General features: G+C 59.8%; 20 protein-coding genes. 11 read left to right on the forward strand and 9 right to left on the reverse strand.

Annotated elements, in window-relative coordinates; translation table 11 throughout:
• Positions 1–21: 21 nt before the first annotated feature.
• The 5 genes from mrdA to KP808_RS21825 are packed head-to-tail and all read right to left on the reverse strand — an operon-like array spanning position 22 to position 4817.
• A complete protein-coding gene (gene mrdA / locus KP808_RS21805; RefSeq protein WP_058402603.1) occupies positions 22–1917 on the reverse strand; it encodes a penicillin-binding protein 2 in 1896 nt (631 codons plus the stop codon).
• Positions 1918–1945: 28 nt separating this feature from the next.
• Entirely contained in the window at positions 1946–2413 is a 468-nt protein-coding gene (gene rlmH / locus KP808_RS21810) for a 23S rRNA (pseudouridine(1915)-N(3))-methyltransferase RlmH (RefSeq protein WP_002555336.1), read from the reverse strand.
• Between the two features lie 9 nt (positions 2414–2422).
• The gene (rsfS, locus tag KP808_RS21815; RefSeq protein WP_002555337.1) at positions 2423–2809 is read right to left on the reverse strand and encodes a ribosome silencing factor; all 387 of its coding nucleotides are present in this window, start codon (positions 2807–2809) and stop codon (positions 2423–2425) included.
• Positions 2810–2869: 60 nt separating this feature from the next.
• Positions 2870–3529, reverse strand: coding sequence for a nicotinate-nucleotide adenylyltransferase (nadD, locus tag KP808_RS21820; RefSeq protein ID WP_161794688.1), 660 nt, complete (start codon positions 3527–3529; stop codon positions 2870–2872).
• Between the two features lie 22 nt (positions 3530–3551).
• The gene (locus KP808_RS21825) at positions 3552–4817 is read right to left on the reverse strand and encodes a glutamate-5-semialdehyde dehydrogenase (RefSeq protein WP_002555339.1); all 1266 of its coding nucleotides are present in this window, start codon (positions 4815–4817) and stop codon (positions 3552–3554) included.
• Between the two features lie 284 nt (positions 4818–5101).
• Between KP808_RS21825 and KP808_RS21830 the strand changes: the two genes are divergently transcribed.
• The 3 genes from KP808_RS21830 to KP808_RS21840 all read left to right on the forward strand — a co-directional run bounded on the left by KP808_RS21830 (position 5102) and on the right by KP808_RS21840 (position 9264).
• Positions 5102–5773, forward strand: coding sequence for a DNA-3-methyladenine glycosylase (locus KP808_RS21830; RefSeq protein ID WP_058402604.1), 672 nt, complete (start codon positions 5102–5104; stop codon positions 5771–5773).
• Positions 5774–5776: 3 nt separating this feature from the next.
• Positions 5777–7093 carry a bifunctional DedA family/phosphatase PAP2 family protein gene (locus KP808_RS21835; RefSeq protein WP_058402605.1) on the forward strand — a complete coding sequence of 439 codons (1317 nt, stop codon included), beginning with the start codon at positions 5777–5779 and terminating at the stop codon, positions 7091–7093.
• Between the two features lie 137 nt (positions 7094–7230).
• Positions 7231–9264 carry a pilus assembly protein TadG-related protein gene (locus KP808_RS21840; RefSeq protein ID WP_230016877.1) on the forward strand — a complete coding sequence of 678 codons (2034 nt, stop codon included), beginning with the start codon at positions 7231–7233 and terminating at the stop codon, positions 9262–9264.
• On the opposite strand, the gene KP808_RS21845 is transcribed toward KP808_RS21840, so the two are convergent.
• Together KP808_RS21845 and KP808_RS21850 are read right to left on the reverse strand one after the other, a co-directional pair.
• A complete protein-coding gene (locus KP808_RS21845; protein WP_230016878.1) occupies positions 9261–12029 on the reverse strand; it encodes a PAS domain-containing sensor histidine kinase in 2769 nt (922 codons plus the stop codon). The two genes, KP808_RS21840 and KP808_RS21845, sit on opposite strands and share 4 nt — an antisense overlap.
• The gene (locus KP808_RS21850; protein ID WP_058402608.1) at positions 12019–12474 is read right to left on the reverse strand and encodes a TadE/TadG family type IV pilus assembly protein; all 456 of its coding nucleotides are present in this window, start codon (positions 12472–12474) and stop codon (positions 12019–12021) included. The genes KP808_RS21845 and KP808_RS21850 overlap by 11 nt, the downstream gene beginning before the upstream one ends.
• Before the next feature lie 75 nt (positions 12475–12549).
• Here KP808_RS21850 and KP808_RS21855 point away from each other — a divergent pair, with 75 nt between their 5' ends.
• Both KP808_RS21855 and KP808_RS21860 read left to right on the forward strand, forming a co-directional pair.
• Positions 12550–13020, forward strand: a complete 471-nt coding sequence (locus KP808_RS21855; protein ID WP_058402698.1) for an A24 family peptidase — start codon at positions 12550–12552, stop codon at positions 13018–13020.
• 168 nt (positions 13021–13188) lie between these two features.
• The gene (locus KP808_RS21860) at positions 13189–13977 is read left to right on the forward strand and encodes a response regulator transcription factor (RefSeq protein ID WP_230018949.1); all 789 of its coding nucleotides are present in this window, start codon (positions 13189–13191) and stop codon (positions 13975–13977) included.
• A gap of 8 nt (positions 13978–13985) precedes the next feature.
• On the opposite strand, the gene KP808_RS21865 is transcribed toward KP808_RS21860, so the two are convergent.
• Complete coding sequence (locus tag KP808_RS21865; protein WP_230016881.1) at positions 13986–15641, reverse strand: response regulator; 1656 nt, start codon at positions 15639–15641, stop codon at positions 13986–13988.
• A gap of 301 nt (positions 15642–15942) precedes the next feature.
• Between KP808_RS21865 and KP808_RS21870 the strand changes: the two genes are divergently transcribed.
• The 6 genes from KP808_RS21870 (at position 15943) to KP808_RS21895 (ending at position 22741) form a co-directional block, all read left to right on the forward strand.
• A complete protein-coding gene (locus KP808_RS21870) occupies positions 15943–17022 on the forward strand; it encodes a DUF2333 family protein (RefSeq protein WP_230016882.1) in 1080 nt (359 codons plus the stop codon).
• Positions 17022–17567 (forward strand): NUDIX hydrolase, encoded by a 546-nt coding sequence (locus tag KP808_RS21875; RefSeq protein WP_230016885.1) that lies wholly within the window; start codon positions 17022–17024, stop codon positions 17565–17567. Before KP808_RS21870 ends, KP808_RS21875 begins: the two co-directional genes overlap by 1 nt.
• Before the next feature lie 188 nt (positions 17568–17755).
• Positions 17756–18127, forward strand: coding sequence for a translation initiation factor Sui1 (locus KP808_RS21880; RefSeq protein WP_004655683.1), 372 nt, complete (start codon positions 17756–17758; stop codon positions 18125–18127).
• A gap of 100 nt (positions 18128–18227) precedes the next feature.
• On the forward strand, positions 18228–20141 hold the full coding sequence (gene speA, locus KP808_RS21885; RefSeq protein WP_004666294.1) for an arginine decarboxylase: 1914 nt from the start codon (positions 18228–18230) through the stop codon (positions 20139–20141).
• Between the two features lie 210 nt (positions 20142–20351).
• A complete protein-coding gene (locus KP808_RS21890) occupies positions 20352–21758 on the forward strand; it encodes a type VI secretion system Vgr family protein (protein ID WP_230016887.1) in 1407 nt (468 codons plus the stop codon).
• A gap of 80 nt (positions 21759–21838) precedes the next feature.
• The gene (locus KP808_RS21895) at positions 21839–22741 is read left to right on the forward strand and encodes an alpha/beta hydrolase (RefSeq protein WP_230016889.1); all 903 of its coding nucleotides are present in this window, start codon (positions 21839–21841) and stop codon (positions 22739–22741) included.
• Here the strand turns inward: KP808_RS21895 and KP808_RS21900 are convergent.
• On the reverse strand, positions 22735–24075 hold the full coding sequence (locus tag KP808_RS21900) for an MATE family efflux transporter (protein WP_230016891.1): 1341 nt from the start codon (positions 24073–24075) through the stop codon (positions 22735–22737). The two genes, KP808_RS21895 and KP808_RS21900, sit on opposite strands and share 7 nt — an antisense overlap.
• Positions 24076–24148 lie beyond the last annotated feature (73 nt).

Below are 24148 nucleotides of genomic sequence, written 5' to 3' on the forward strand. Positions count from 1 at the left end.
CTGGACAGGATGCGGTCGAAATTACTCTTCACGGGCCGCAGCCTCCAGATTCAGGGAACCGGCATACTCAGGCTTGAGATGGCCGTTTTCGTCGAGCAGCCAGGCGTCCATCACCTGACGCACAACGGGTGCAGCAACGCCGGAACCGGACTCGCCGTTCTCGACCATCACTGCAACAACGATTTTCGGGTTGTCGGCCGGTGCAAAGCCGACAAACAGGGCGTGGTCACGGTGACGCTCCTGAACCTTGGTGCGGTCGTATTTCTCGCCCTGCTTGATGGCGACAACCTGAGCCGTACCGCTCTTGCCCGCGATCCGGTATTGCGCACCAATGGCAGCCTTGCGCGCCGTACCACGCGCGCCGTGCATCACTTCCTGCATACCATGGTTGACTCGCCCCCAGTTGGCCGGATCACGCAGCACGATATCCGGCATCGGGTTTTCATCCACAGGCGCCTTGCCTTCGATGGTTCTGGCCAGATGCGGACGGTTCCACACACCCTTGTTGGCTACCAATGCGGTCGCCTGGGCCAGTTGCAACGGCGTGGCCTGCATATAGCCCTGCCCAATGCCGAGAATCAGCGTTTCGCCAGGGAACCACGCCTGACGACGGGTCGCGCGCTTCCATTCACGGGACGGCATCAGACCGGGGGATTCCTCGAACATATCCAGCGACACTTTCTGCCCGATGCCGAACTTGTTCATGTAGGTGGAAAGCCGGTCGATGCCCAGTTTGTGCGCCAGATCGTAGAAGTACGTGTCATTGGAACGCATGATCGCGGTATCCAGATCCACCCAGCCATCGCCGGTGCGGTTCCAGTTACGGTACTTGTGATCGTAATTGGGCAGTTGGTAATACCCCGGGTCGAACACTCTTGAACCGGGCGTTACCGCACCGGCGTCCAGCCCGGCAATCGCCACGGCAGGCTTGATGGTCGAACCGGGCGGGTAAAGGCCGCGCAGAATGCGGTTGAACAGCGGTCGGTCGATGGAATCGCGCAGCTCGGCGTAGGCCTTGAAGCTGATACCGGTGACAAACAGGTTCGGATCGAAACTCGGCGCGCTGACCATCGCCAGCACTTCTCCGGTGGCCGGGTCCAGCGCCACTACCGCGCCACGACGCCCACCCAGTGCGGCCTCGGCAGCTTCCTGAAGGTTGATGTCCAGGCTAAGAACGATGTCCTTTCCAGGGATCGGGTCGGTGCGCTTGAGCACACGCAGTACGCGACCACGGGCGTTGGTCTCGACCTCTTCGTAGCCGACCTGACCATGCAGCTCGGGCTCGTAAAAGCGCTCGATACCGGTCTTGCCGATGTGGTGCGTGCCGCTGTAATTGATCGGGTCGAGGCTCTTGAGCTCTTTCTCGTTGATCCGTCCCATGTAGCCGACCGAGTGAGCAAAATGCGGCCCTTGCGGGTAATGCCTGACCAGTTGCGCAACCACTTCGACACCTGGCAGGCGGAACTGGTTGACCGCAATCAGGGCGATCTGCTCTTCGCTCAGCTCGAACAGGATAGGCACCGGCTCGAACGGCCGACGCCCCTGCTTCATACGCTTTTCGAAGATGATGCGATCATCCGGGGTGAGCTGCAGGATCTCGACAATGGTGTCGAGCACACTGGACCACTCGCCGGCACGCTCACGGGTCATGCTGAGACTGAAACTGGGCCGGTTGTCGGCGACCACAACGCCATTGCGATCGTAGATCAGCCCACGACTAGGTGGAATCGGCTGAACGTGAACGCGGTTGTTTTCCGAAAGCGTGGAGTGATACTCGTACTGGATGACCTGCAGGTAATACAACCGGGCAATCAGCACGCACACCAGCAACACCACCGCCACGGCACCGAACACGACCCTGCCGCGCACCAGGCGTGCGTCCTTTTCGTGGTCTTTGAGGCGGATCGGTTGAGACATTTAGGCCGTATTCACAGTAAAGACGATGCTACTTGTGATAAGGGTGCCCGGACAGGACCGTCCAGGCGCGATACATCTGTTCGCCGATCAGAATGCGCACCAGTGGATGCGGCAGGGTCAGCGGCGACAGAGACCAGCGTTGCTCACTGCGGGCACAGACTTCAGGTGCCAGCCCCTCGGGGCCGCCGACCATCAGGTTGACCGTGCGCGCATCGAGGCGCCAGCGATCGAGTTCGACCGCCAGCTGTTCGGTACTCCACGGTTTGCCATGCACTTCAAGCGTGACAATCCGCTCGCCCGGCTGCACTTTCGCCAGCATCGCCTCGCCTTCCTGACGGATGAAGCGCGCGACATCGGCGTTCTTGCCTCGGGTATTGAGCGGGATTTCCACCAGTTCCAGCGCAAGCTCGGAGGGCATCCGCTTGGCGTACTCGTGCCAACCTTCCTCCACCCACTTGGGCATGCGCGAACCCACAGCAATCAGACGCAGACGCACATCAAGGCCTTATTCGTTGCCTGGAGTGTGATGCGCAGCGCTTGCGGCACGGCTTTGTTCGGCACCCTGCCACAAGCGTTCCAGGTCGTAGAACTGGCGTGCCGCAGCGGTCATTACGTGAACGATCACATCGCCCAGGTCCAGCAGAACCCAGTCGCTGTCGCCCTTGCCTTCTTCGCTCAGGGATTTGAGGCCGGCCGCCTTGACCTTGTCACGGACGTTATCGACCAGTGCGTTCAGCTGACGGTTGGACGTACCGGTGCAGATCAGCATGTAGTCGGCGATGCTGGTCTTGTCACGCACATCGATGGTCAGGATGTCGGCACCCTTGACTTCTTCAAGGGCTGCAATCGCAACATTGATGACTTCTTCACTGCTCATTTTTTGCTTTGTCATATAAAACTCATTCAGCTCGTATGTGTGGGACCGTTCAAACGCTTATCGATCAAAGCAGTTTCAGGACGACCCATCAGTGTTCGGCGCGCGGTAAAGTCCGCGTGCATCGATATAGGCCAGTACCGCGTCTGGCACCAGAAAACGTACCGACTTACCGCTGGCCAGCAGTTGACGGATCTGGGTGGCAGACACCGATAAAGGCGTCTGCCAGACGAATGTAATGTGTCCACCCGGCCCTTTCAGGGCCTTGGGGTCGCTGACCGCGCGTGCCGCCAGCAGATTGCGCATGGCATCCGGCGACTCGCTGTCCGCGTCCGGGCGTTGCAGCACCACGATATGGCAGTGCTCCAGCAGTTCTTCCCACCTGTGCCAGGTCGGCAGCCCGCAAAAGGCATCCCAACCCAGCAACAGGAACAGCTGGTCCTGAGGTGCCAGTTCGGCGCGCATCGATTCCAGTGTGTCGAGGGTATACGACGGTTTGTCCCGTTTCAGTTCACGGTCATCCACCGTCAAGGGCGACACGCCCGCAACCGCGCTCTGAACCATCGCCAGACGGTCCTCGGCGGTGACACTCGGCATGTCACGATGCGGAGGCCTGGCGCTGGGCGTCAGGCGCAACTCATCGAGCTCCAGCAGTTCGGCCACTTCAAGCGCACCGCGCAAGTGACCGATATGAACCGGGTCAAACGTACCCCCAAGCATACCGATACGTCTGGGCAGCGCTGTCGTGGGGTTGTTCAAGTCAGGCTTGTCCGCGCAATTGACCATCACCGATCACGATGTACTTCTCGCAGGTCAACCCTTCAAGCCCGACTGGACCGCGGGCGTGCAGCTTATCAGTAGAAATGCCGATCTCGGCACCCAATCCGTATTCGAAACCGTCCGCAAAGCTGGTCGGTGCATTGACCATGACCGAACTGGAATCGACCTCGGCCATGAACCGGCGAATCTGACTTTGATGGTCGGAAACGATGGCATCGCTGTGATGCGAACCATAATGGTTGATGTGCTCGATGGCTTCGTCCAGCCCTGAAACGACGCGAATCGACAGGATTGCAGCCAGGTATTCGGTGTGCCAGTCGTCTTCGGTGGCCGGAATTACGTCGATCAGGTCACGGGTGCGCTCGCAACCGCGCAACTCGACGCCCTTCTCGCGAAACTGCGCGGCCATGGCGGGCAGGAAGTCGGCGGCGATGGTTTGATCGACCAGCAGGGTTTCCATCGCGCCGCAGATGCCGTAGCGGTAGGTCTTGGCATTGAAGGCAATCTTCTGCGCCTTGGCCAGATCGGCGTGAGCGCTGACATACACGTGGCAGATGCCGTCCAGATGTTTGATGACCGGCACACGCGCATCGCGGCTGACCCGCTCGATCAGGCCCTTGCCGCCACGCGGAACGATGACGTCAACGTACTCGGGCATGGTGATCAATGCGCCAACCGCTGCACGGTCGGTGGTTTCAACCACCTGCACCACGGCAGCAGGCAGACCGGCCTCGGCCAGACCACGCTCGATGCAGGCGGCAATGGCACGATTGGAATGAATGGCCTCGGAACCGCCGCGCAGAATGGTCGCGTTACCGGACTTCAGGCACAGGCTGGCCGCATCAATGGTCACATTCGGACGCGACTCGTAGATGATTCCCACAACCCCCAGCGGCACACGCATCTTGCCGACCTGAATACCCGACGGCCGATAGCTCATGTCGCGGATCGCACCGACCGGGTCTGCCAGACCTGCTACCTGACGCAACCCGACGATCATGCTGTCGATACGCGCGGGGGTCAGGGCCAGTCGTTCCAGCATTGCCGGCTCAAGGCCGTTGGCCTGACCATTGGCCAGGTCCAGCGCATTGGCGGCAGACAGCTCGGCGCGCGCTTCATCCAGAGCAGCGGCAGTGGCTTGCAGGGCGCGGTTCTTCTGCGCAGTGCTGGCACGACCGATCACTCGCGATGCTTCGCGGGCGGCGCGACCCAGGCGGGTCATGTAGTCAAGAACGGACTCAGTCATGGTCTCAGAGGTCTTGGCAAAGAGGAAAGCGGCTGATTATAGCTGTCGTGCCGCACGAACGACAGCGCAGACAGGCGGATGGTCGATATCAGTGCGCAGATTTATTGACCGGCGACTGGCATTGCAGCACGCCATGCGCATGCAGACATCGCGCATGGCGCTGAATGGCTTGTCATGATTCAGTCACGTTCAGAAACAACAAAGCCGTTAATCCAGACACATTCAGCTGCAATTAAAGTTGCGCTTGTTATTATCGGGCACCTTCTCAACGTACCTGCCTGACTATGCCCGCAGCTCTTCCGGACCATTTCTTCCATCGCGATGCTCAGTTGCTGGCCCGCGATCTGCTGGGCAAGGTCATTCGGCATAAGGTGGGCGAGCTGTGGCTGGCCGCCCGAATCATCGAAACCGAAGCGTACTACTGCGCTGAAAAAGGCAGCCATGCTTCGCTGGGCTATACCGAAAAGCGCAAGGCACTGTTCCTCGACGGCGGGCATATCTATATGTACTACGCGCGCGGCGGTGACTCGCTGAATTTCAGCGCCGAGGGGCCGGGCAATGCAGTGCTGATCAAATCGGCATTTCCCTGGACCGACGCAACCAGCGACGAAAACGCCCTGGCGCAGATGCAGTTGAACAACCCCGACGCCAGCGGCGCAATCCGCCCGCCGCAACGGCTCTGTGCTGGCCAGACGCTGCTTTGCAAGGCGCTTGGTCTGAAAGTACCGGAGTGGGACGCCAGGCGCTTCGACCCCCAGAGGTTGCTGGTCGAAGACATCGGCCAGACACCCGAGCGCATTATCCAGACCACCCGCCTGGGTATCCCTGCCGGGCGCGATGAGCATTTGATGTATCGCTTCGTAGATGCCGGTTATGCCCGTTTCTGCACACGGAACCCTCTCAGACGCGGTCAGGTCGAAGGCCGCGACTACTTATTTCTCGATCAAGGAAACTGACCGATGGGCGATCTGCTCAATGGCATGACCGGCTGGCTGACCGCAAACCCTTCCTGGGTGGCTGTCGCGATCTTTTTGGTGGCCTTCACTGAATGCGTCGCGATCGTCGGGATCGTCGTGCCGGGCACGGTCATCATGTTTGCCATCGCCGCCTTGGCGGGCAGCGGCATACTGCCGTTGAGCGAAGTGCTGTTACTGGGTTTTCTCGGTGGGCTGCTGGGTGACGCGGTGTCGTACTTCATAGGTCGGCGCTTTCATCAGAATATCCGTCAGTTGCCCGGCTTGCGCACGCACCCGGAGTGGATGGAAGGTGCGGAAAAATACTTCCACCGTTACGGCATCGCCAGTTTGCTGGTCGGGCGCTTCATCGGCCCGCTACGCCCGATGCTGCCAATGATTGCCGGCATGTGCGACATGCCGCTGCCGCGCTTTGCGGCCGTCAGTGTATTGGCCGCGGCAGGCTGGTCGATTGCCTACCTGATGCCGGGCTGGGCGGCGGGCGCGGCCATTCGCCTGCCGCTGCCGGAAGGCTTCTGGCCTGAGGCGGCAGTGGTCGGTGCCGGTCTGGCGATTCTGTTCGGGCTGAGTATTCAGAGCAGCATTCGCCAAAAGCGTTATGCAACCAAACTTATTTCCGTGCTCAGCCTGACGCTGGTCGCGGCGCTGTTCATCGGCTGGCCCTATCTGGCAGACTTCGACAACGGCCTGATGACGCTCATTCAAGAGCATCGCAGCGAGGCCGCACAGAACATCGTGATCTTCGTCACCAGCATCGGCGACTTCAAGGCCCAGTTGCTGGCGGCCTCCCTGCTGATCATCGTGCTGGCCGTTGCCAGACAATGGCGTCACGCAGCCTTTGCCCTGACCGCAACACTGGGTACCGCGATTGCCAATGGCACCCTGAAAACGTTCTTCGCCCGCGCTCGTCCGGAGGTGCTGGTAGAGCCGCTGACCACTTACAGCATGCCCAGTGGCCACAGTTCTGCGGCCTTTGCGCTGTTCATGACGCTGGCGGTGCTGGCCGGGCGCGGCCAGCCCGTGCGCCTGCGCCTGAGCTGGATGCTGGTCGGCGGCATTCCAGCACTGGCCATCGCGCTTTCCAGGGTTTATCTGGGCGTTCACTGGCCAACGGACATCCTCGCTGGAATGCTCCTGGCGTTCTGTGTCTGCGCCGCCAGCCTGGCATTCATTCAGCGCAACGACCCCTTGCCCGCCATGTCGGTCCGGGTCTGGTGGCTCATCGTCCCGGCAATGACCGCGCTGCTCGGCATTTTTGCAGTGCGCGCCCTCTCCCACGCGGTACTGCGTTACCAGTACTGATCGGCATACCTGATCGCGCCCGTACGAAACGGGTGCGACACTTCTCAAATCTGGCACCTTGCCAGTGCTCTTTCGAGGCGTTGACTACACTCCCCTGAAGCAGATGAGTGAGCAACGGCGTGGCCGAAGGAGTGCTGATGTCCCCACTGGATGGTTATGCGGCAATGCCCACCCGGCAACGCGGCGCGATCGGCATGATGGCCGCGCTGACATTGGGATTGGCGCTGCTTTGCACGCTGATAGTGGTCGACAGCGGCAGGCTGTATCTGGAAAAACGCTCGTTGCAGCGGATCGCGGACATCGCCGCCCTGGAAGCTGCGGGGCGCAGGGGGACATGCAGCGATGCGGCCACCGCCGCTGGCTTCGCCACGCAGAGCGCCACGCGTAACGGCTTTACCCCGAATACCGGAGGGCGAACGCTAACGACCCTCTGCGGCACCCTTACGGTGGGCCTGCAGAGCCAGCGCGTATTTGTCGCGGACTCCACTCAGGCACTGGCCATTCAAGTGGTCGCGGCGCATCCGGTGCCACGAAGTATTGCTGCCGGTATTGTTGCCCTGTTCGAAAAAACGCCCTCCCCTGCGAACATCACCATCAGCGCCACGGCCGTGGCTGCCAGTGCCGCGCCACTGGCGGCGCTGACCATTCGCAGTGCGACCGTAACAGTGGACAGCACTCGGGCGGCCATTCTGAATCCGCTCATCGGCAGCCTGCTCGGTGGCACGCTTAACCTGAGCGTAGCGAACTGGCAGGGCCTCGCCAGCACCGACCTCAGCCTGTTGAGCTATCTGAACCGACTCAAGACCGACCTTAACCTGACTGCGGTCGGTTACAGCGAGGTGCTCAACACATCGGTTTCTGTCAGCCAGTTGATCCAGAGTGCTATCAATGTGCTCGACCCCGGCGCGACCTTGAACGGTACGGCTACCATCGCGGGCCTGCAGGCATTGAAGCTGGCGGCTGGCGCAACCACTGTGTTGCTCGGTGACTTGCTGTCGATACAAGGCAGTTCGGACCTCGCTGCATTGAACACCAATCTGCGCCTTCTGGACCTGGTCCAGGGCATTGCGCAACTGGCCAATGACAAGACCGGCATATCCACAGCTGCGCAGATAAATGTCGGCACCCTGGCACAGGTCACCACACGATTTCAGGTGGTTGAGCCGCCTCAGTTATCGGCCATCGGCGACCCGAGCAAGATTGATCCGCTCAATCCCAAAACCGGTGCCAACCGGATCTACGTGCGCACCGCGCAGATGCGCGCGCTGGTGTCGATCAATCTGCCAGTGCTGGGCACCATTACGTCATTGGCCAACACTGCGGGCTCGGTGGTCGGCAGCCTGACACCGATCCTCAATAGCGCGTTGAGCCTGAACATCGCGGGCCTGGTGACATCAGCCACCTGCGCCGTAGGGCTAAACAGTTGCATGGTCACCGATTTCAAGTTTCTGACCTCGGACTCTTCTGCCAGCGCCGGCCCCAGGATAGATCTGAGCCTGTCGCTGGCCAGCGCCGACACCTATGTCACCGGCTACACCTGTACCAGCAACACCAGCAAAACCTTGAGTGTCAAAACAGATGCAGGATTGCTCAGCGCCAAGGTTGGCTGGATTGACAGTACGGCAGCGTTTCCTGCCAGCACTGACCCCTCGGCAATCACCGCACTGCCTCTGCCGGTGCTGGATATAGGCACCAAGACCTGCCAGAAGATAGCGGGACTGTTGGGCAACTGCACCGCCCGTACCCCCTTCGGCGGTGGCGGCATAGGTCTCACGTTCGACACGGTAAGCCAGTCGCCGCTGGGCAGCTCATCGGTCGTCAGTACAACCTTCAGCTCGCCCAATCTGCCGGAAATCAACAGCGCGCCCTATTTCCTGACAAGCGTTGCGCACACCAAACCCAGTACGTTGCTGAACGGCACGGTTTCCAGCGTAAAGGTGAATGTCTATAAACCTGCGACCAGCAATGTGCTAGGCAACGTCATTACTGGAGCAGCTGCAACGCTGAACAGCCTGACCGTTGCGCTGGACGCTATTGTGGAGAACACGCTGACCGGCTTGCTGACATCAGTCGTCGACCCGCTGTTCGAGTCACTTGGCCTGAATCTGGGTGCCACCGATGTGGGTGCCAATTTAAGCTGCAACATCGGTCAGGCGACGCTGATTATCTAACTGGCATTGAATATCGGCAGCTCGATCTGGAAACGAGCGCCCTCCCCGACGTTGCCGACGCTGAGCTGGCCGCCCATCTGATCGACGATGCCGTAGCTGACAGACAAGCCCAGTCCGGTGCCGACGCCCACCGGCTTGGTGGTGAAGAAAGGCTCGAAAATGCGCTCCAGCAAACGCGGATCAATCCCCCCGCCGTTGTCCTGAACCGCCAGCCTGATGATGTTTTCATCCCGCTCGGCCTCGACGCTGATCCACGGTTCGAAATCCCGGTCTTTTTCCCGGCGCGACAACAACGCATCACGGGCGTTGACCATCAGGTTGATCAGCACCTGCTCAAGCTGATCGACATGCCCGCGAACCTGCACGTCTTCGATCATGGTGCCGACCCGCAACTGCACACCCTTGCCCTTCATGCCTTCGGCCAGCATCGAGATAGTGCCTTCCACCGCCTGCGCCGGATCGAACAGCTGCTCCTCCACTTCGGAGCGCCGCCCGAATACCCTCATGTGGTCCACCACGCGGGCAGCGCGCTGTACCTGTGTGTCGATACGGTTGAGTTTTTCGGTGAGGTATTCGATGTCCACGTCCCCGCGCCCCAGACGCTTGAGGACATTGACCACCGCCATGCGCATGACGTTGAGGGGCTGATTGATCTCGTGGGCAAGGCCTGTGGACATTTCGCCAAGCGTGGCCATTTTCGCGCTCTGGTTCAATTGCATCCTGGAGCGGCGCACATCGGTGTTATCACGGCCTACAGCCTGAACCTCGACCAGCGTGCCGTGCTCGTCGAATATTCCCCGGTCAGCCCATACCCACCAGGCGTACTCACGGCCGGGCAGTTCGATACAGATTTCTTCGGTGCTCACCGGCGCTTGCGGGGTGAGTTGACCGATACGCCGAATGAACGCCTCGCGCTGCTCGTCAGAAAGCCAGTCCCCCAGATTGATCCCGGTCAGTTGTTCCGGCGTGCATTCCATGTAATTGGCCAGTGGCCGGTTGCCGAAACTCAGTACCAGCTCCGGAGAGTAGCGGCAGATCATGGCCGGTGAGTCTTCAACCAGAATGCGGTAGCGCTCTTCGCTCTGACGCACATGCTCGGCCGCCAGAGTGGCTTCGGTCACGTCCAGCCACAGGCCGACCGCCTCCACCGGCATGCCGAGGTCGTCACGCAGCAATCGCGCTTCGTCCAGCAACCAATGGTAATGGCCGTTCTTGTTGCGCAACCTGTAACGCCGACTGACAACGCCTTCGCGCAACAGCTGCCGGTTACGCTCGAACCAGATGTCGCGGTCTTCGGGATGAATGTATTCCGCCAACTGGCCGTCTACGCATTCAGCCAGCGTCCAGCCCAGCAAGGGCGTGAGGCTGTCACTGAAAAAGGTTGGCTCAAGGTTGCCGTGATCGTAGCGCTGCACGTAAATCACGGCCGGCGAGCTGGCAATCAGGTTATCCAGCCGGGCGTGAGCGGCCGCTGCTTCGGTTTCCTGATTCTTGATATCACTGACATCGAGCATGAAACCCAACACCCGCTGAACCTGACCACTGATCAGCGCCTGACCCTGAATACGAAACCAGAGGGTTTCCTGGGCAGGGTCGCTTTGCGCCAGACGCACGCAAAGCATCAGCGCCGTGCCTTTGTCACGCAACTGCGCCAGACGACTGGAAAGTTCTTGTCGATCGACCGGATGAATCAACGCCAGCCAGTCCTGACGTGACAGGCTTTCGACCCGATCACTCAGACGTAAACTGCGCGCCAGTTGCGGTGCCAGCAGGATTTCGTCACGCGCAGGCATCAGCTCCCACCAACCGGTGCCCAGCAGATCCTGAAGCACCGCCAGGCGCTCTACATGGTGACGGTTGTGCTGCTCGGACAAGCGAAAAAGCACCGGCCCGGCCAGCGCCGAACACAGGTTGAGCCACTCGCGCTCTCCCAGGTCTGGAGCCTGCTGCTGCGGGTTATAGAAGCCGAACATCAGCCACGCCTTGGCAACGTTGTCGCGGCTGTGGGGAATCAGAAAACCGTCCGCGTTGCCGAAGGCACTCTGCAGCGGCCCTTGGTCGACGCCGCCACCAAACCTCAGTTGATGGGTAATGTTGGCGTCGAATCGATCCAGCGCATTACCCAATCGCTGCCCGACCTGCCATAACTCCGGCGCGGTGTGGGCACTGTACTGACAGTAGACACGCCAGCCAGTGCCGCTGACTTCCGGCAATACCAGCGCCAGACAGGGAACGCGCCATAGCTGCGCCAGTTCCTCGAGCTGCTCGGTCACCACGGCAGTCAGCCGGTCCACGCTGCACACGCGCACACGCTCGGCCATCTGCCCGGCGAAGCGCAGGCATTGCTGGCGGCTGCGCGCGGCACTGGCCTCTTCCATCAAGTCGCTGATATCCAGCAGTTGCAACAGCCAGCCCTTGCCATGCGCCTGCACCCAGCCACGAGCGTGCAAGGTGTGCGCATCGGCACTCTTGAAGTCCAGGTCCAGCATGTGCCCCAGCCAGTCATGCGGCACGCCTTCAATGACCAGCGCGCTATTTGGCAGCAACAGGTTCATCAACCGCTGCGCAGCCGACAGCGGAGCAGCAATACCCAACCGCGCAAGCAACTGCGGGCTGATGCTCTCTATCCGCCCTTCGTCATCGAGCAGCACATAAAGGTCGACCCCGACCGGGCCCGGCTCGCTTGACACGGGCACAGCCTGGGATACCGGCGGCGCTTCACCACGGCCCAGCCAACGGCTCAGACGATTTTTTTCAAGGGGCAAGTTGCAGACTCGCTTGTGCAGTAAGGTTGGTCGGCAAGCGCGGAACCTCGCCGATGCCAGGGAGCGTCAATAACGGGAGTACCTGGGTCAATCGGGTCTTGGGGTACTGGATGGTCACCGTCAGAACACCGGCGGTGTAGGTCACGTTGGTATAACTGGCGTTGAAACCCAGCGCAGGTGGCATCCATGACAGCTGATTCATGACGACACTCTGTGCCTGGCTGACCAACAGGGTGTTATAGCCAGTTACTGTCGGGCTAAGGGCAACACTTCGGCGCACGGCTTCACTCGCCGCCGCATTGAAAGACTGCATCATGAGCAACGGCAGGCTATAACTCACCATGCCATAGAACACAGCAAAGAAAACAACGAACACCGCAGCGAACTCAATAGCGGCGGCACCCTGTTGCCGATGGGGCAAGGCATGCTGCAGAACGGTTTTCATATCAACGTCTACCCTGACATTTACTGCTTCAACAGAGCATAGATTCTTTCCGGAAAACAGGATGTTTTTTGCTTGATAAAACTATTTCTTCTGCTTGTCTGGTTTGCAATTTGCGCCGAACAGGACGCGCGACGCAAGCAAATTTCAAACAGCCTGACACTGGGCGCAGCAGCACTGGCCGCTGCCTGGCTGGCAGGCACAGGAACAACCTGGCTGGGCGCCGCACCGCTGGAAGCCGCGCAGACACTGGCGCTGGCACTGGGCCTGACGTTGCCTGGTTATGCGCTCGGCAAGCTGGGCGCCGGAGACGTCAAGCTGATGACCGCACTCGCGCTCGCCTCCAACAGCGCCTATTTGCTGTGCACGTTTATCGGCGCAGGCGTCGCCGTGCTGATCTGGGCGTTGCTTGCCAGGAAAGTACAGCGTCATATAAACCAACAGGTTGCGCGGCGTTACGCCTATATGTTCGCTGATGCGTCAGATAAATATCCCTTTTCACCTTTTTTGTTGGCTGGCTCGCTGCTGACAGTCGCGTTGCTCCATTAGTCGACTCTCGGCCAATTGGAAGTTTAATGCTATGTACATAGTCAGAAAGTACGACTACGGTTAATACATCGCTGTGGCGTACTGTCATCGGAATACCCGAGACGGTTCATACAACGCTTAATCATGTTTGCTGAATGGATAAAGGTTCCGGTCTGCCGGCCTTACAGCATGGAGTTGCATGTGGATAACTACCCGGTCACGAAAGTTCTGGTGGTCGATGACCAGCCTCTTATCGTTGAAGAACTCTGTGAGTTTCTGGAGAGCAGCGGCTATGAGTGCGTGCGCTGCCATTCAAGCCTTGAGGCCATCGAGCATTTCAGCAGCGACAGCGCTATTGGCATCGTAGTGTGCGACCTGGAAATGCCAGGCATGAACGGGATCGAGATGGTCGAAGCGATGAAGATGGCTGGCGGCAAGACGCATTTGTTCGAGGCCATCATGCTGACCGGACAAGCCGAGAAAAAGGATGTCATCAAGGCCCTGCGAGCCGGCATCGCTGATTACTATCAAAAGCCGGTCAACCTTGAAGAGTTGCTTGAGGGTGTCCAGTTGCAGGTGGAAGCGCTGAACGAACGGCAGAAAAATCGCCAACAATTGGGCCTGCTCAACGAGAAACTTCAGTTTCTGGCCGCCTCCATAGACGACCTCTATCAGAATCTGGATAACGTTCAGAACAGGGCGCAGTCGGAGCGCAAAACCAGCCTCGAAAGTGATGCACAGATGCCCGTGGCATTGGCCAAATTGTCACCCCGCCAGCTTGATGTGGCGCGGCTGGTCAGCAAGGGACTGACCAATTACCAGATTGCCTGCGAACTGGGCATTACCGAAAACACCGTCAAGCTCTACGTTTCCCAAGTGCTGCGCTTGACCCACATGCATAACCGCACCCAACTGGCCTTGGCATTTTCACCCGGCCAATCGGCAGAGCGGCAAAAGCTGATCGAAAGCCAGGGCTAAAAACGGAATCAGGCCTCGATTTCCGTCAACACGACGTGATAAGGCACATCCACGAGGGCCGAATGCACCTGATTGCGGCCCGCGTGCTTGGCGCAGTACAACGCCGTATCCGCCTGTGACGCAAGGCTCAGGCTGTCGTCATTCGCCCCCAGAGAAACTACCCCGGCGCTGAAAGTGCAGAACAGATCAGTCGGCTGCGCGGGATAATGGATCTCCGCAAAGCGATGGCGAATCTCATCAAGCACTTTATGGGCACTTTGAATGTCGGTGTCCGGCATGACGATGGCAAATTCCTCACCACCGTAACGACCGATGAAGTCGGTTTTGCGCAGGCGCTGCTTGAGAAACAGCGCCAGGCTCTTAATGACGCGGTCTCCCATCGGGTGACCGTGGCTGTCGTTGACCTTCTTGAAGTGGTCGATATCGAGCATGGCAAAGCACAGCGGCTTGCCCTCGCGTCGTGAGCGAAAGCTGCAATCTTCCAGCAGTTGCAGAATGTGCGTGTGATTGTAGAGCCCGGTCAGGCTGTCACGAACCATGCGCGACTTGAGGCTGCGGGCCCTGGCGGCGCGGTTGCGAACTGTGGTGATCAGATGACGTGGCTTGATCGGCTTGGTGAGGAAGTCATCGCCGCCCTCGCTCATGGCGTCAAGCTGCTTGTCCTGATCATCTTCGGCCGACAGGTAAATGATCGGCACGCTGACGTAGCGGTCGTTATGGCGAATGACCTTGGCCAGCTCAGTGCCGGTGCAACCGGGCATGTACATATCGAGAATGATCAGATCCGGCTGGAACTCCGCCAATTCGGACATTGCCTGAATCGGGTCGAGCAGAACCCGCGTAACAATTCCCGCTGCATTCAGAATGCGTTCGGTGTGCATTGCCTGAGCGCGGGAATCGTCGATGATCAGCACTTTATAGGGTTCGTATTGAGCGACGCAGGTCAGAACTTCGATTTTTTCCAGCAGACTCGACGCTTCCAGCGCGCCGGTCAAAAACTCTTCGCCACCGGCCCGCACTGCTGCGAGGCGGGTGGGCGTATCGGTTTCGTTAAGGCTGAAAAACAATAGCGGAAGCTTCTGCTCCAGGCCTTCCTGGGCCTGTGAGGCCAGCTTCAGACCCTGACCGGCCCCGCTGAAATCGACATCCATGACAATCGCCGCCGGATGCCGTTGCGCCATTGCGCGCTGAAACTCGGCAACACTGTGCAGCGACAGGGCTGCCAGACCGAAAAACTCCAGCTGCTTGGCCAGACGCTCGGCCCGCTCATGGTCCTGAAGGACCACATAGACCGGCTTGCGCAGCGGAGGCAGCGACGTTTGCTCAAGCTGGTCGCCATGCCGCAGCCCGGTGCGGGAGAGACGTTGCATCAGACGATTGAGGTCAGTGATGACGCTGCTGTTGAGGCGACCGCGATTGGCTTCGACAGCCTCAAGTGCCTGGTTGATGTCATGCGCCAGTGAAATGTGTTCAACCTGCTCGAAGCGCTCGGCAAAGCGCAGTAAACGCAACGTCGATTCCTTGAGCTCAGCCATGTCGCCAGCCGACCACTCGGCTTTCTGCAGACGTTGCCACGTCTCCAGAATCTGGCGTGCCTGGTGGATGACCCGTTGGGCAAAATGATGCTTCAGGCGATCTCGGCTAGGGTCTTCTGGCTCGGTCATATTGAGACTACTGTGGTTTTACTGAGCGATACGGCTGATGGCGCTATGCTAGCACCTCCGTTACAACAGAACAGTGCCGTAAGTCACTTATTTGACAACATTTTGATGGCGCTTAGCCATTACTCAAAATCAATCGACTGATAGAGCCTGGCTATAGGCCTTGAGTTGCAACCTGGAAGTTGAAAGCAATTCGCTTCTGGCTTGAAGCTCGAAGCTTGCAGCTGCCCCGATCGCACCTTAGGGTAAGGTTGCGGTCGAACCCCACGTGAAGCATTCAACTCAAGATCGAAAGGACCCTACCATGCTGGATTGGAAGAACCGCGCAGGCAGCGCGGGTGAGCGCACCGCTGACACTTCATCGGTCAAACGCCGCGGTTACCTGGGTAACCTGTTCTATAGCCGCGCTCTGGGCGCCTTGATCTTGATTTACCTGCTGGTTGCACTGGTAGTCGGCTGGTACTGGAGCAAAGAGCCTGCACTGTTCCCGGTACAACAGAACGCTCAAGCCGCCGCCGAACGCGAAGGCAAGCCAATGGTTATTGGTTACACGACCGTTGAAACGCTCAAGACCGTGGCCGGCACACTGCTCAACAAGCGCGGTGGATATCTGTCCAACGACCGCATGCCTCCGGGCTTGTGGCTGGATAACATTCCAAGCTGGGAATACGGGGTACTGGTTCAGGTGCGTGACTTGAGTCGTGCGCTGCGCAAGGACTTTGCCCGTTCCCAGTCTCAATCTGCCGAAGATGGCGATCTGGCCCGTGCCGAGCCGCTGTTCAACTTCAACAATCGCAGCTGGGTCCTGCCTTCCAGCGAGTCGCAATACGCCGAAGGTATCAACTCTCTGAGTCGCTACCAGGCACGCTTGTCCGACCCGAACCAGAAGGGCGCGCTGTTCTACGCCCGCGCCGACAACCTGAACAACTGGCTGGGTGATGTCGGCACCCGTCTGGGCTCGCTGTCGCAACGCCTTTCGGCCAGTGTCGGCCGGGTCAAACTCAACAGCACACTGAAAACCGAGTCTGCTGCTTCGGTCAAGCCCGGCGAAGTGCCGCAGGTAGACGAGGAAATCGTCGAGACCCCATGGCTGGAAGTGGATAACGTGTTCTATGAAGCACGCGGCCAGGCCTGGGCTCTGTCGCACCTGCTGCGCGCCATCGAGGTCGACTTCGCCGATGTACTGGCCAAGAAGAATGCAACCGTCAGCGTGCGTCAGATCATTCGTGAGCTGGAAGCGTCCCAGGAACCGCTGTGGAGCCCGATGATTCTGAATGGCAGCCCGTTCGGTGTGTTCGCCAACCACTCGCTGGTCATGGCCAACTACATCTCGCGTGCCAACGCCGCGGTCATCGACCTGCGCCAGTTGCTGAATCAAGGCTGATGCCTATTCCTGCCAACGAGGCCGCGCACCGCGCCGCCTCGGATGCCGAGCAGATCGCCTGGGTCGACGAGCAGGACCGACTGCTCGGCTCGCGGGTCCGCGCCGATTTGCGTGAGCGCGGACTGATCGGGCGCGGCACTTATATCCTGCTGTTCAACAGTGCCGGTGAGCTTTGCGTGCATCGGCGCACACTGAGCAAAGCGATTTATCCCGGTTATTGGGACGTCGCCGCAGGCGGAATGGTGCAGGCGGATGAAAGCTATGACGAGTCCGCTGCCCGGGAACTGGAAGAGGAGCTGGGCGTCAGTGGCGTACCGTTGCAGGCCCACGAACGGTTTTTCTTCGATCAGCCGGGCAACCGGCTCTGGTGCGCCGTGTTTTCAGCCGTGTGGGACGGGCCCTTGAGATTGCAGCCCGAAGAAGTGCTGGAAGCGCGCTTCATGCCCATCGCCGACGTTCTGCATCAGGCTGAAAAAATCCCTTACTGCCCGGACTCGCTCGCGGCGCTGAAACGTTACCTGCAGCAGATAGAGAATGCTCAGTAAGCCAGTGTTCAGAAATTGGCGTATCCAGCCCCTTAGCAACCGGTCTGTTTGCCGTTACACTGCGCGACCTTTTCAAACTGGACCGGCCCTGCCGTTTCAGTAGCGCTGCCCCTGCCAGAGTGGGGCTTCGCGGTCGATGGTTCGTGTGAGCCCGACCCATCTTCAGTCCTCAACAAGAGGATTTTTGCGTGGCTAAAAAAGCCGCTTCTCTCGCCGCCCTTGGTGGCCTGGTGTTTTCAACCGACGCAGGGCGTCACTGCCCGGATTGTCGTCAGCCCGTTGCCGACTGCACCTGCAAACAGACCGCCATCCCCGAAGGTGACGGTATTGCCCGCGTGCGCCGGGAAAGCAAAGGCCGTGGCGGCAAGACCGTGACTACCATCAGTGGTGTCCCGCTGGCAGAAGAGCCGCTCAAGGACCTCGCCAAGGCCCTCAAGCAGCGCTGTGGCACAGGCGGATCGCTCAAGGACGGCGTGATCGAGATTCAGGGCGATCACGTCGAACTGCTATTGGCAGAGCTGATCAAAAAAGGCTTCAAGGCTAAAAAGTCCGGCGGCTGAATCCGCGTAGCGGGCAGCGAATCAAATCGTCATTTCAACTCATTACACTGCGCCCAGCTGGCTATTGGCTGGCGCAACGACTTCTTTATAGGGGACTTCGATGTCCGTACGACGCACACGCAAAGACGATGGCAGCCAATGGACAGTTGCGGACAGCCGCAGCGTTTATGGTATTCGCCATTGGGGCGCGGGTTATTTTGCAATCAACGAAGCAGGTCGCGTTGAAGTCCGTCCCAATGGGCCGGACAGCTCGCCCATCGACCTTTACGAACAGGTCGACAACCTGCGCAAGAGCGGCCTGTCGCTGCCCTTGCTGGTGCGCTTCCCCGACATTCTGCAAGACCGTGTGCGTCAACTGACCGGTGCATTCGACAGCAACATCGCGCGCCTGGAATACCAGAGCCAATACACCGCGCTGTACCCGATCAAGGTCAACCAGCAGGAAGCGGTGGTGGAAAACATCATCGCCACGCAGAACGTCTCCATCGGTCTGGAAGCGGGTTCCAAACCGGAGCTGATGGCCGTGCTGGCATTGGCGCCCAAAGGCGGCACCATCGTCTGCAACGGTTACAAGGACCGTGAGTTCATCCGTCTGGCGCTGATGGGCCAAAAGCTGGGCCACAACGTATTCATCGTCATCGAGAAAGAATCCGAAGTCGAGCTGGTGATCGAAGAAGCCGCCGAGCTGAAAGTCGCCCCTCAGGTAGGCCTGCGCGTGCGTCTGTCTTCCCTGGCGTCGAGCAAATGGGCGGACACCGGCGGCGAGAAATCCAAGTTCGGTCTGTCGGCCGCACAATTGCTGTCGGTGGTCGAGCGCTTCCGCAAGGCCGGGCTCGATCAGGGCATCCGCCTGCTGCACTTCCACATGGGCTCGCAGATCGCCAACCTGGCTGATTACCAGCACGGCTTCAAAGAGGCTATCCGCTATTACGGCGAACTGCGCAAACTCGGCCTGCCGGTGGATTACATCGATGTCGGCGGCGGTCTGGGCGTCGACTACGACGGCACCCACTCACGCAACGCCAGCTCGATCAACTACGACATGGACGATTACGCAGGTGTGGTGGTCGGCATGCTCAAGGAGTTCTGCGATGCGCAAAGCCTGCCGCACCCGCATATTTTCTCGGAAAGCGGCCGCTCGCTGACCGCCCACCACGCCATGCTGGTGGTCCAGGTGACCGACGTCGAGAAGCATAACGACGAAGTGCCGGAAATCTCCGACAAGGAAAGCCTGCCGGAAACCGTGCAGTGGCTGGTGGACCTGCTGGGTCCGACCGACATAGAAATGGTCACCGAAACCTACTGGCGTGCCACGCACTACATGAGCGACATCGCTACCCAGTACGCCGATGGCAAAATCAGCCTGGCGGAGAAAGCACTCGGCGAACAATGCTACTTCGCCGTCTGCCGCCGCCTGTACAACTCGCTGAAGGCACGTCAACGCTCACACCGTCAGGTGCTCGACGAACTCAACGACAAGCTGGCCGACAAGTACATCTGCAACTTCTCGGTGTTCCAGAGCCTGCCCGATACCTGGGCCATCGGCCAGGTGCTGCCGATTCTGCCCTTGCACCGTCTGGACGAAGAGCCGGTGCGCCGCGCCGTGCTTCAGGACCTGACCTGCGATTCCGACGGCAAGATCAAGCAGTACGTCGATGAGCAGAGCATCGAGACCAGCATGCCGGTGCACTCATTGAACGAAGGCGAAGACTATCTGCTGGGGATCTTCCTGGTAGGCGCCTACCAGGAAATTCTGGGGGACATGCACAACCTGTTCGGTGATACCGACTCGGTGAACATCTACCAGAACCCGGACGGCAGTGTTTACCACGCAGGCATCGAAACCCACGACACCATCGAAGACATGCTGCGCTACGTGCATTTGTCGCCGGAAGAACTGATGACCCATTACCGGGACAAGGTCGCCAGCGCCAAGATCACCCCGCGCGAGCGTACCTACTTCCTCGACGCCCTGCGCCTGGGGCTGACACGCTCTTCGTACCTGTCGTCCTGATTTCGGGATTTGCGATGGGGCCTGCAATCGGGCTCCATCTACTGTGACTGTGGTGCCAATGCTACGCGTTGGCGCGATGGTCATGCGCACATCGTAAGCCGCTACCAACATTCCTTGTAGGCAACGTCCTGTTCTACCTGCAGCCCTCTACCCTGCCCGTTTTCTGCGCCAGAATTCGCGGTCGCATTCCCGGTAGAGAAGCACTCCATCATGCCCGACCCCACCAGCGCGCCGCTCTTTCGTCTGGAAATTGCCCGCCTGCAGCGCTGCTTCACTGTCATATCGTTCAGCGCAAGCGAGGCGATCAGCCAGCCTTTTACATTTGAACTGGACATTCTTGGTGACGGCCTGGATCTGGACCTGACCGGCCTGATGTACAAACCTGCCTCGCTGAGCTTCGGAAGCCGGAAGAACTTTCACGGTCAGATTCAAGGCGCGACACGCAAGCATTACCAACCCGGCCCGGCGTGTTACACGCTGATAATGGGGCCTCGGCTGGCCTGCCTCGGGTTACGCCACCAGTCGCGTATCTTTCAGCACATGAACGCCACCCGGATCATCGCCCAGGTGCTCGAAGAACATGGCCTGAAGAACTGTTTCCGTTTTGACCTGCCGACCGAGTGTCGCGAACGCGACTGTTGCGTGCAGTATCAGGAATCCGACCTGCAACTGGTCCAGCGCCTGTGCGCAGAAGAAGGCATTCACTACCACTTTGTCCATTCACGACGTCGCCACGAACTGGTGTTCGGTGCCAACCTGCACGGGTTTGCGCGCAGCCCTGTCGCACGCTGGCGTCAATTCGCGCAACAGTCCGGTGTCACCCGGTTTGCCGTCACCGAGCATGCAACGCAACTGCCCGGCAGCCGCGCAAGCCAACACGCGACCGGCGAGAGTACCTTGCCGTTCGTGACCTGCGCAGAACTGCTGCCGCTGGCCGACCATCCCGAGAAGCACTGGAACCACATGTGGCTGATCACCGAAGTCCGGCATCGCTTTGGCCTCGTTGATGGCAATGACTGCGGGGCATCAAATCGGTACTCGAACCAGTTCAAGGCCATACCATGGGAAGTCGGCTTCAGAACGCCTGCCCCGGCGCCGCGACCGCCCATTGCGCCACTTCAGCGGGGCTGGATCATCGGCATCAACGGCGAACCGGCAAGGCTTGATGCGGCAGGCCGGGTGCGCGTCCGGCTGGAATGGGAGTGGCAGCTCCCGAATGATCCCAGCAGTGGCTGCTGGCTGCATCTGGCGCCGGGGCTGGATATCGAATGTCGCGCCGGCATGTCAGTGGCGGTGAGCTTTTCTGTGAATGACAAACACCCACCACTGATCATCGGCTGTCTGCCGTCACAGGAGGCGCGCCGCGAGAATGATCCCGCGCCTGTCGATAACGTTCAAATGCACCTCGACTGGCAAATGGTCATTGGCGCTGACCGACTGCTGCAACTCGCAGACGGGGTCTGCCTATACCTTGGCGAAGGCAGCAAAGTCACGCTGGATGCGGGGTCCAGCACGGTGCAGATCGACGATGATGGCCTGACACTGAACAGCCCGCGCATCAGCTTTGCCAGCAAGGTGAATGGCCGTTCTTCGGGTGATCCGGACGCTATTGAATGAAATAGCACCCGCTATGCGGCACTTGGGCGAAGCGCGAAGGTCTGAGGCATATCCGACTCATCTGCCAGAGCACTTCCCTTATGATGCGAGTGATTTTCCTGACACTGATGACGGGTGCCGTACTGGCAGCATTGTCCGGTTGCTCGCCCTTGAAGCTGCTCAACACGTTGAATCCGACCGGCCCTGTCGATCATGTCTACGGGCTGGCCTACGGGCAGGATCCACGGAACACGCTGGACGTTTACACCCCGCAGGCTAAACCGGCCAACGCGCCAGTCGTGGTGTTTTTCTATGGTGGCAGCTGGAACACCGGTTCGAAAGCCAATTACGCCTTCGTCGGCGAGGCATTGGCTGCGCGTGGCATGGTCGTCGTGATTGCCGACTACAGGCTCTATCCGCAAGTGCGCTACCCAAGCTTTCTGGAAGATTCGGCCAAAGCGCTGGCCTGGGCGCACAAACATGCAAAAACCTACGGTGGCGATCCTGACCGCTTGTACGTGATGGGCCACAGCGCAGGTGCCTATAACGCTGCAATGTTGGCGCTCGACCCGCGCTGGCTGGCCCGTGAAGGCTTGTCGCCGTCCATTCTCAGCGGCTGGATCGGGCTGGCAGGGCCGTACGACTTTCTGCCTATCGAGGAGGCCGATGTGAAACCGGTGTTCTTTTTCCCCAACTCACCGCCTGACTCGCAACCCATCAACCACATCAGTTCCAGTGCGCCCCCTGCGTTGCTGATGGCCTCGAATACGGACTCGCTGGTCAACCCCAAACGCAACACCGGTGGCCTGGCGCGGGCTTTGCGCGAGGCGGGTGTGCCAGTACGCGATCTGTACTTCTCGCGCACTAACCACGGCACGCTGGTCGGTGCATTTGCCAAGCTGTTAAGCGGCCTGGCACCGGTGATCGACGAGGTCGACATGTTCGTCAATCACACCCCGCAAAGGCTCGCGGAAAAGAACCGTGCGGTCTTGAAGACTCAGTGAACGAACCAGCCGTCGCGGCGCGTCAATCGCCAGGCAATGGTGCCAAGGCTCAGGCCGCGCAGCAGGGTAAAGGCCAGAAACGTCAGCCATAGCGCGTGATTGCCGTGGCTGGAAGCCAGATAAGCCAGCGGCGCGATGCCTGCTGCGCTGAACAGCATCGCGTTGCGCATTTCACGCGCACGGGTGGCACCGATGAACAGCCCGTCCAGCAGGTAACTCCAGACGGCCAGCAGTGGCATCAGCGCCAGATATGGCAGATAGGTCATGGCCGTTGCGCGAACCTCGGGAATATCGGTCTGCACGCTGACGAACCCATGCCCGCCCACCAGAAACAGCAGCGCAAATGCCACGCTGGCAATCAGTGACCAGCCTCCCGCGACCACCAGCGAGCGCCGCAGCGTATCCCGGTCACGCGCACCAATGGCATGGCCGCACAGAGCCTCGACTGCATGCGCCAGCCCGTCCAGTGCATGGGCAGTCAACAGCAGGCCGTTGAGCAACAATGCGTTGGCGGCAACCGTTGCGTCACCCAGACGAGCGCCCTGCACGGTGATCAGGAACATCACCGATTGCAGCGCCAGTGTGCGCAGAAAGATGTCTCGATTGACCGCCAGCAAGGGTCTCCAGTTACTCCATAGCCTCAGGGCTGACCAGACGATCTGCCCCGGCCAGGCGCGCAAGGTCTTGCGGGCCAGCAGCAGACCGAGCACTACGCCGGTCCACTCTGCCAGCACCGAGGCACGCGCCGAACCGACCACGCCCCAGTCCAGGCCGATGACGAACCACAGGTTGAACGCGATATTGACCAGATTGGTGATGAGCAGAATGGCCAGTGGCGCTCTGGCGTTCTGCGCGCCGAGAAACCAGCCGACCAGCGCATAGCTGGCCAGCGCCGCAGGCAGGCCGAACAGCCGGGTGTGGAAGAATTCCAGGGTCATTTGCTGCAGATCGGCAGACGGCTGCATCATCGCCAGCGCCAGATGGCTGAACGGCAAGGCGATCACACCCAGCAACAACGCCAGCCCGACGGCCAGCAACAGCCCCTGCAACAGGATCCGGCGCAGTGCAGCACTGTCATTGCGCCCTGCCGCCTGCGCGGCAAAACCGGTGGTGCCCATGCGTAGAAAACCCATGGCCCAGGCAAGGAAGGTGTAAAGCGTCGACCCGACCGCGACGGAACCCAACTGATGCGCGTGCGGCAGATGACCGATCACTGCGCTGTCGACCAGCGCTACCAGCGGAACGGAAATATTCGACAGAATCATCGGCGCAGCCAGCGCCCAGACACGACGATGGGTTGAGCGATGACGCCAATCGTTGAGCAACGTGGACATGAGAACTCCCGGCAAGGCGAGCATTGTAGCCAGAGCGCCAAGGCTTTGCTGTGCAGATGATGGTGGCCAGGTC

Origin of the sequence: Pseudomonas savastanoi, from assembly GCF_020917325.1 — a bacterium.
In the GTDB taxonomy this organism is placed as follows: domain Bacteria; phylum Pseudomonadota; class Gammaproteobacteria; order Pseudomonadales; family Pseudomonadaceae; genus Aquipseudomonas; species Aquipseudomonas amygdali.

Coding starts and splice junctions, on each gene's coding strand:
- mrdA (WP_058402603.1), bottom strand. CDS start 1,917: ATGTCTCAACCGATCCGCCTCAAAGACCACGAAAAGGACGCACGCCTG.
- rsfS (WP_002555337.1), bottom strand. CDS start 2,809: ATGACAAAGCAAAAAATGAGCAGTGAAGAAGTCATCAATGTTGCGATT.
- KP808_RS21825 (WP_002555339.1), bottom strand. CDS start 4,817: ATGACTGAGTCCGTTCTTGACTACATGACCCGCCTGGGTCGCGCCGCC.
- KP808_RS21830 (WP_058402604.1), top strand. CDS start 5,102: ATGCCCGCAGCTCTTCCGGACCATTTCTTCCATCGCGATGCTCAGTTG.
- KP808_RS21835 (WP_058402605.1), top strand. CDS start 5,777: ATGGGCGATCTGCTCAATGGCATGACCGGCTGGCTGACCGCAAACCCT.
- KP808_RS21840 (WP_230016877.1), top strand. CDS start 7,231: ATGTCCCCACTGGATGGTTATGCGGCAATGCCCACCCGGCAACGCGGC.
- KP808_RS21850 (WP_058402608.1), bottom strand. CDS start 12,474: ATGAAAACCGTTCTGCAGCATGCCTTGCCCCATCGGCAACAGGGTGCC.
- KP808_RS21860 (WP_230018949.1), top strand. CDS start 13,189: ATGGAGTTGCATGTGGATAACTACCCGGTCACGAAAGTTCTGGTGGTC.
- KP808_RS21865 (WP_230016881.1), bottom strand. CDS start 15,641: ATGACCGAGCCAGAAGACCCTAGCCGAGATCGCCTGAAGCATCATTTT.
- KP808_RS21870 (WP_230016882.1), top strand. CDS start 15,943: ATGCTGGATTGGAAGAACCGCGCAGGCAGCGCGGGTGAGCGCACCGCT.
- KP808_RS21875 (WP_230016885.1), top strand. CDS start 17,022: ATGCCTATTCCTGCCAACGAGGCCGCGCACCGCGCCGCCTCGGATGCC.
- speA (WP_004666294.1), top strand. CDS start 18,228: ATGTCCGTACGACGCACACGCAAAGACGATGGCAGCCAATGGACAGTT.
- KP808_RS21890 (WP_230016887.1), top strand. CDS start 20,352: ATGCCCGACCCCACCAGCGCGCCGCTCTTTCGTCTGGAAATTGCCCGC.
- KP808_RS21895 (WP_230016889.1), top strand. CDS start 21,839: ATGATGCGAGTGATTTTCCTGACACTGATGACGGGTGCCGTACTGGCA.
- KP808_RS21900 (WP_230016891.1), bottom strand. CDS start 24,075: ATGTCCACGTTGCTCAACGATTGGCGTCATCGCTCAACCCATCGTCGT.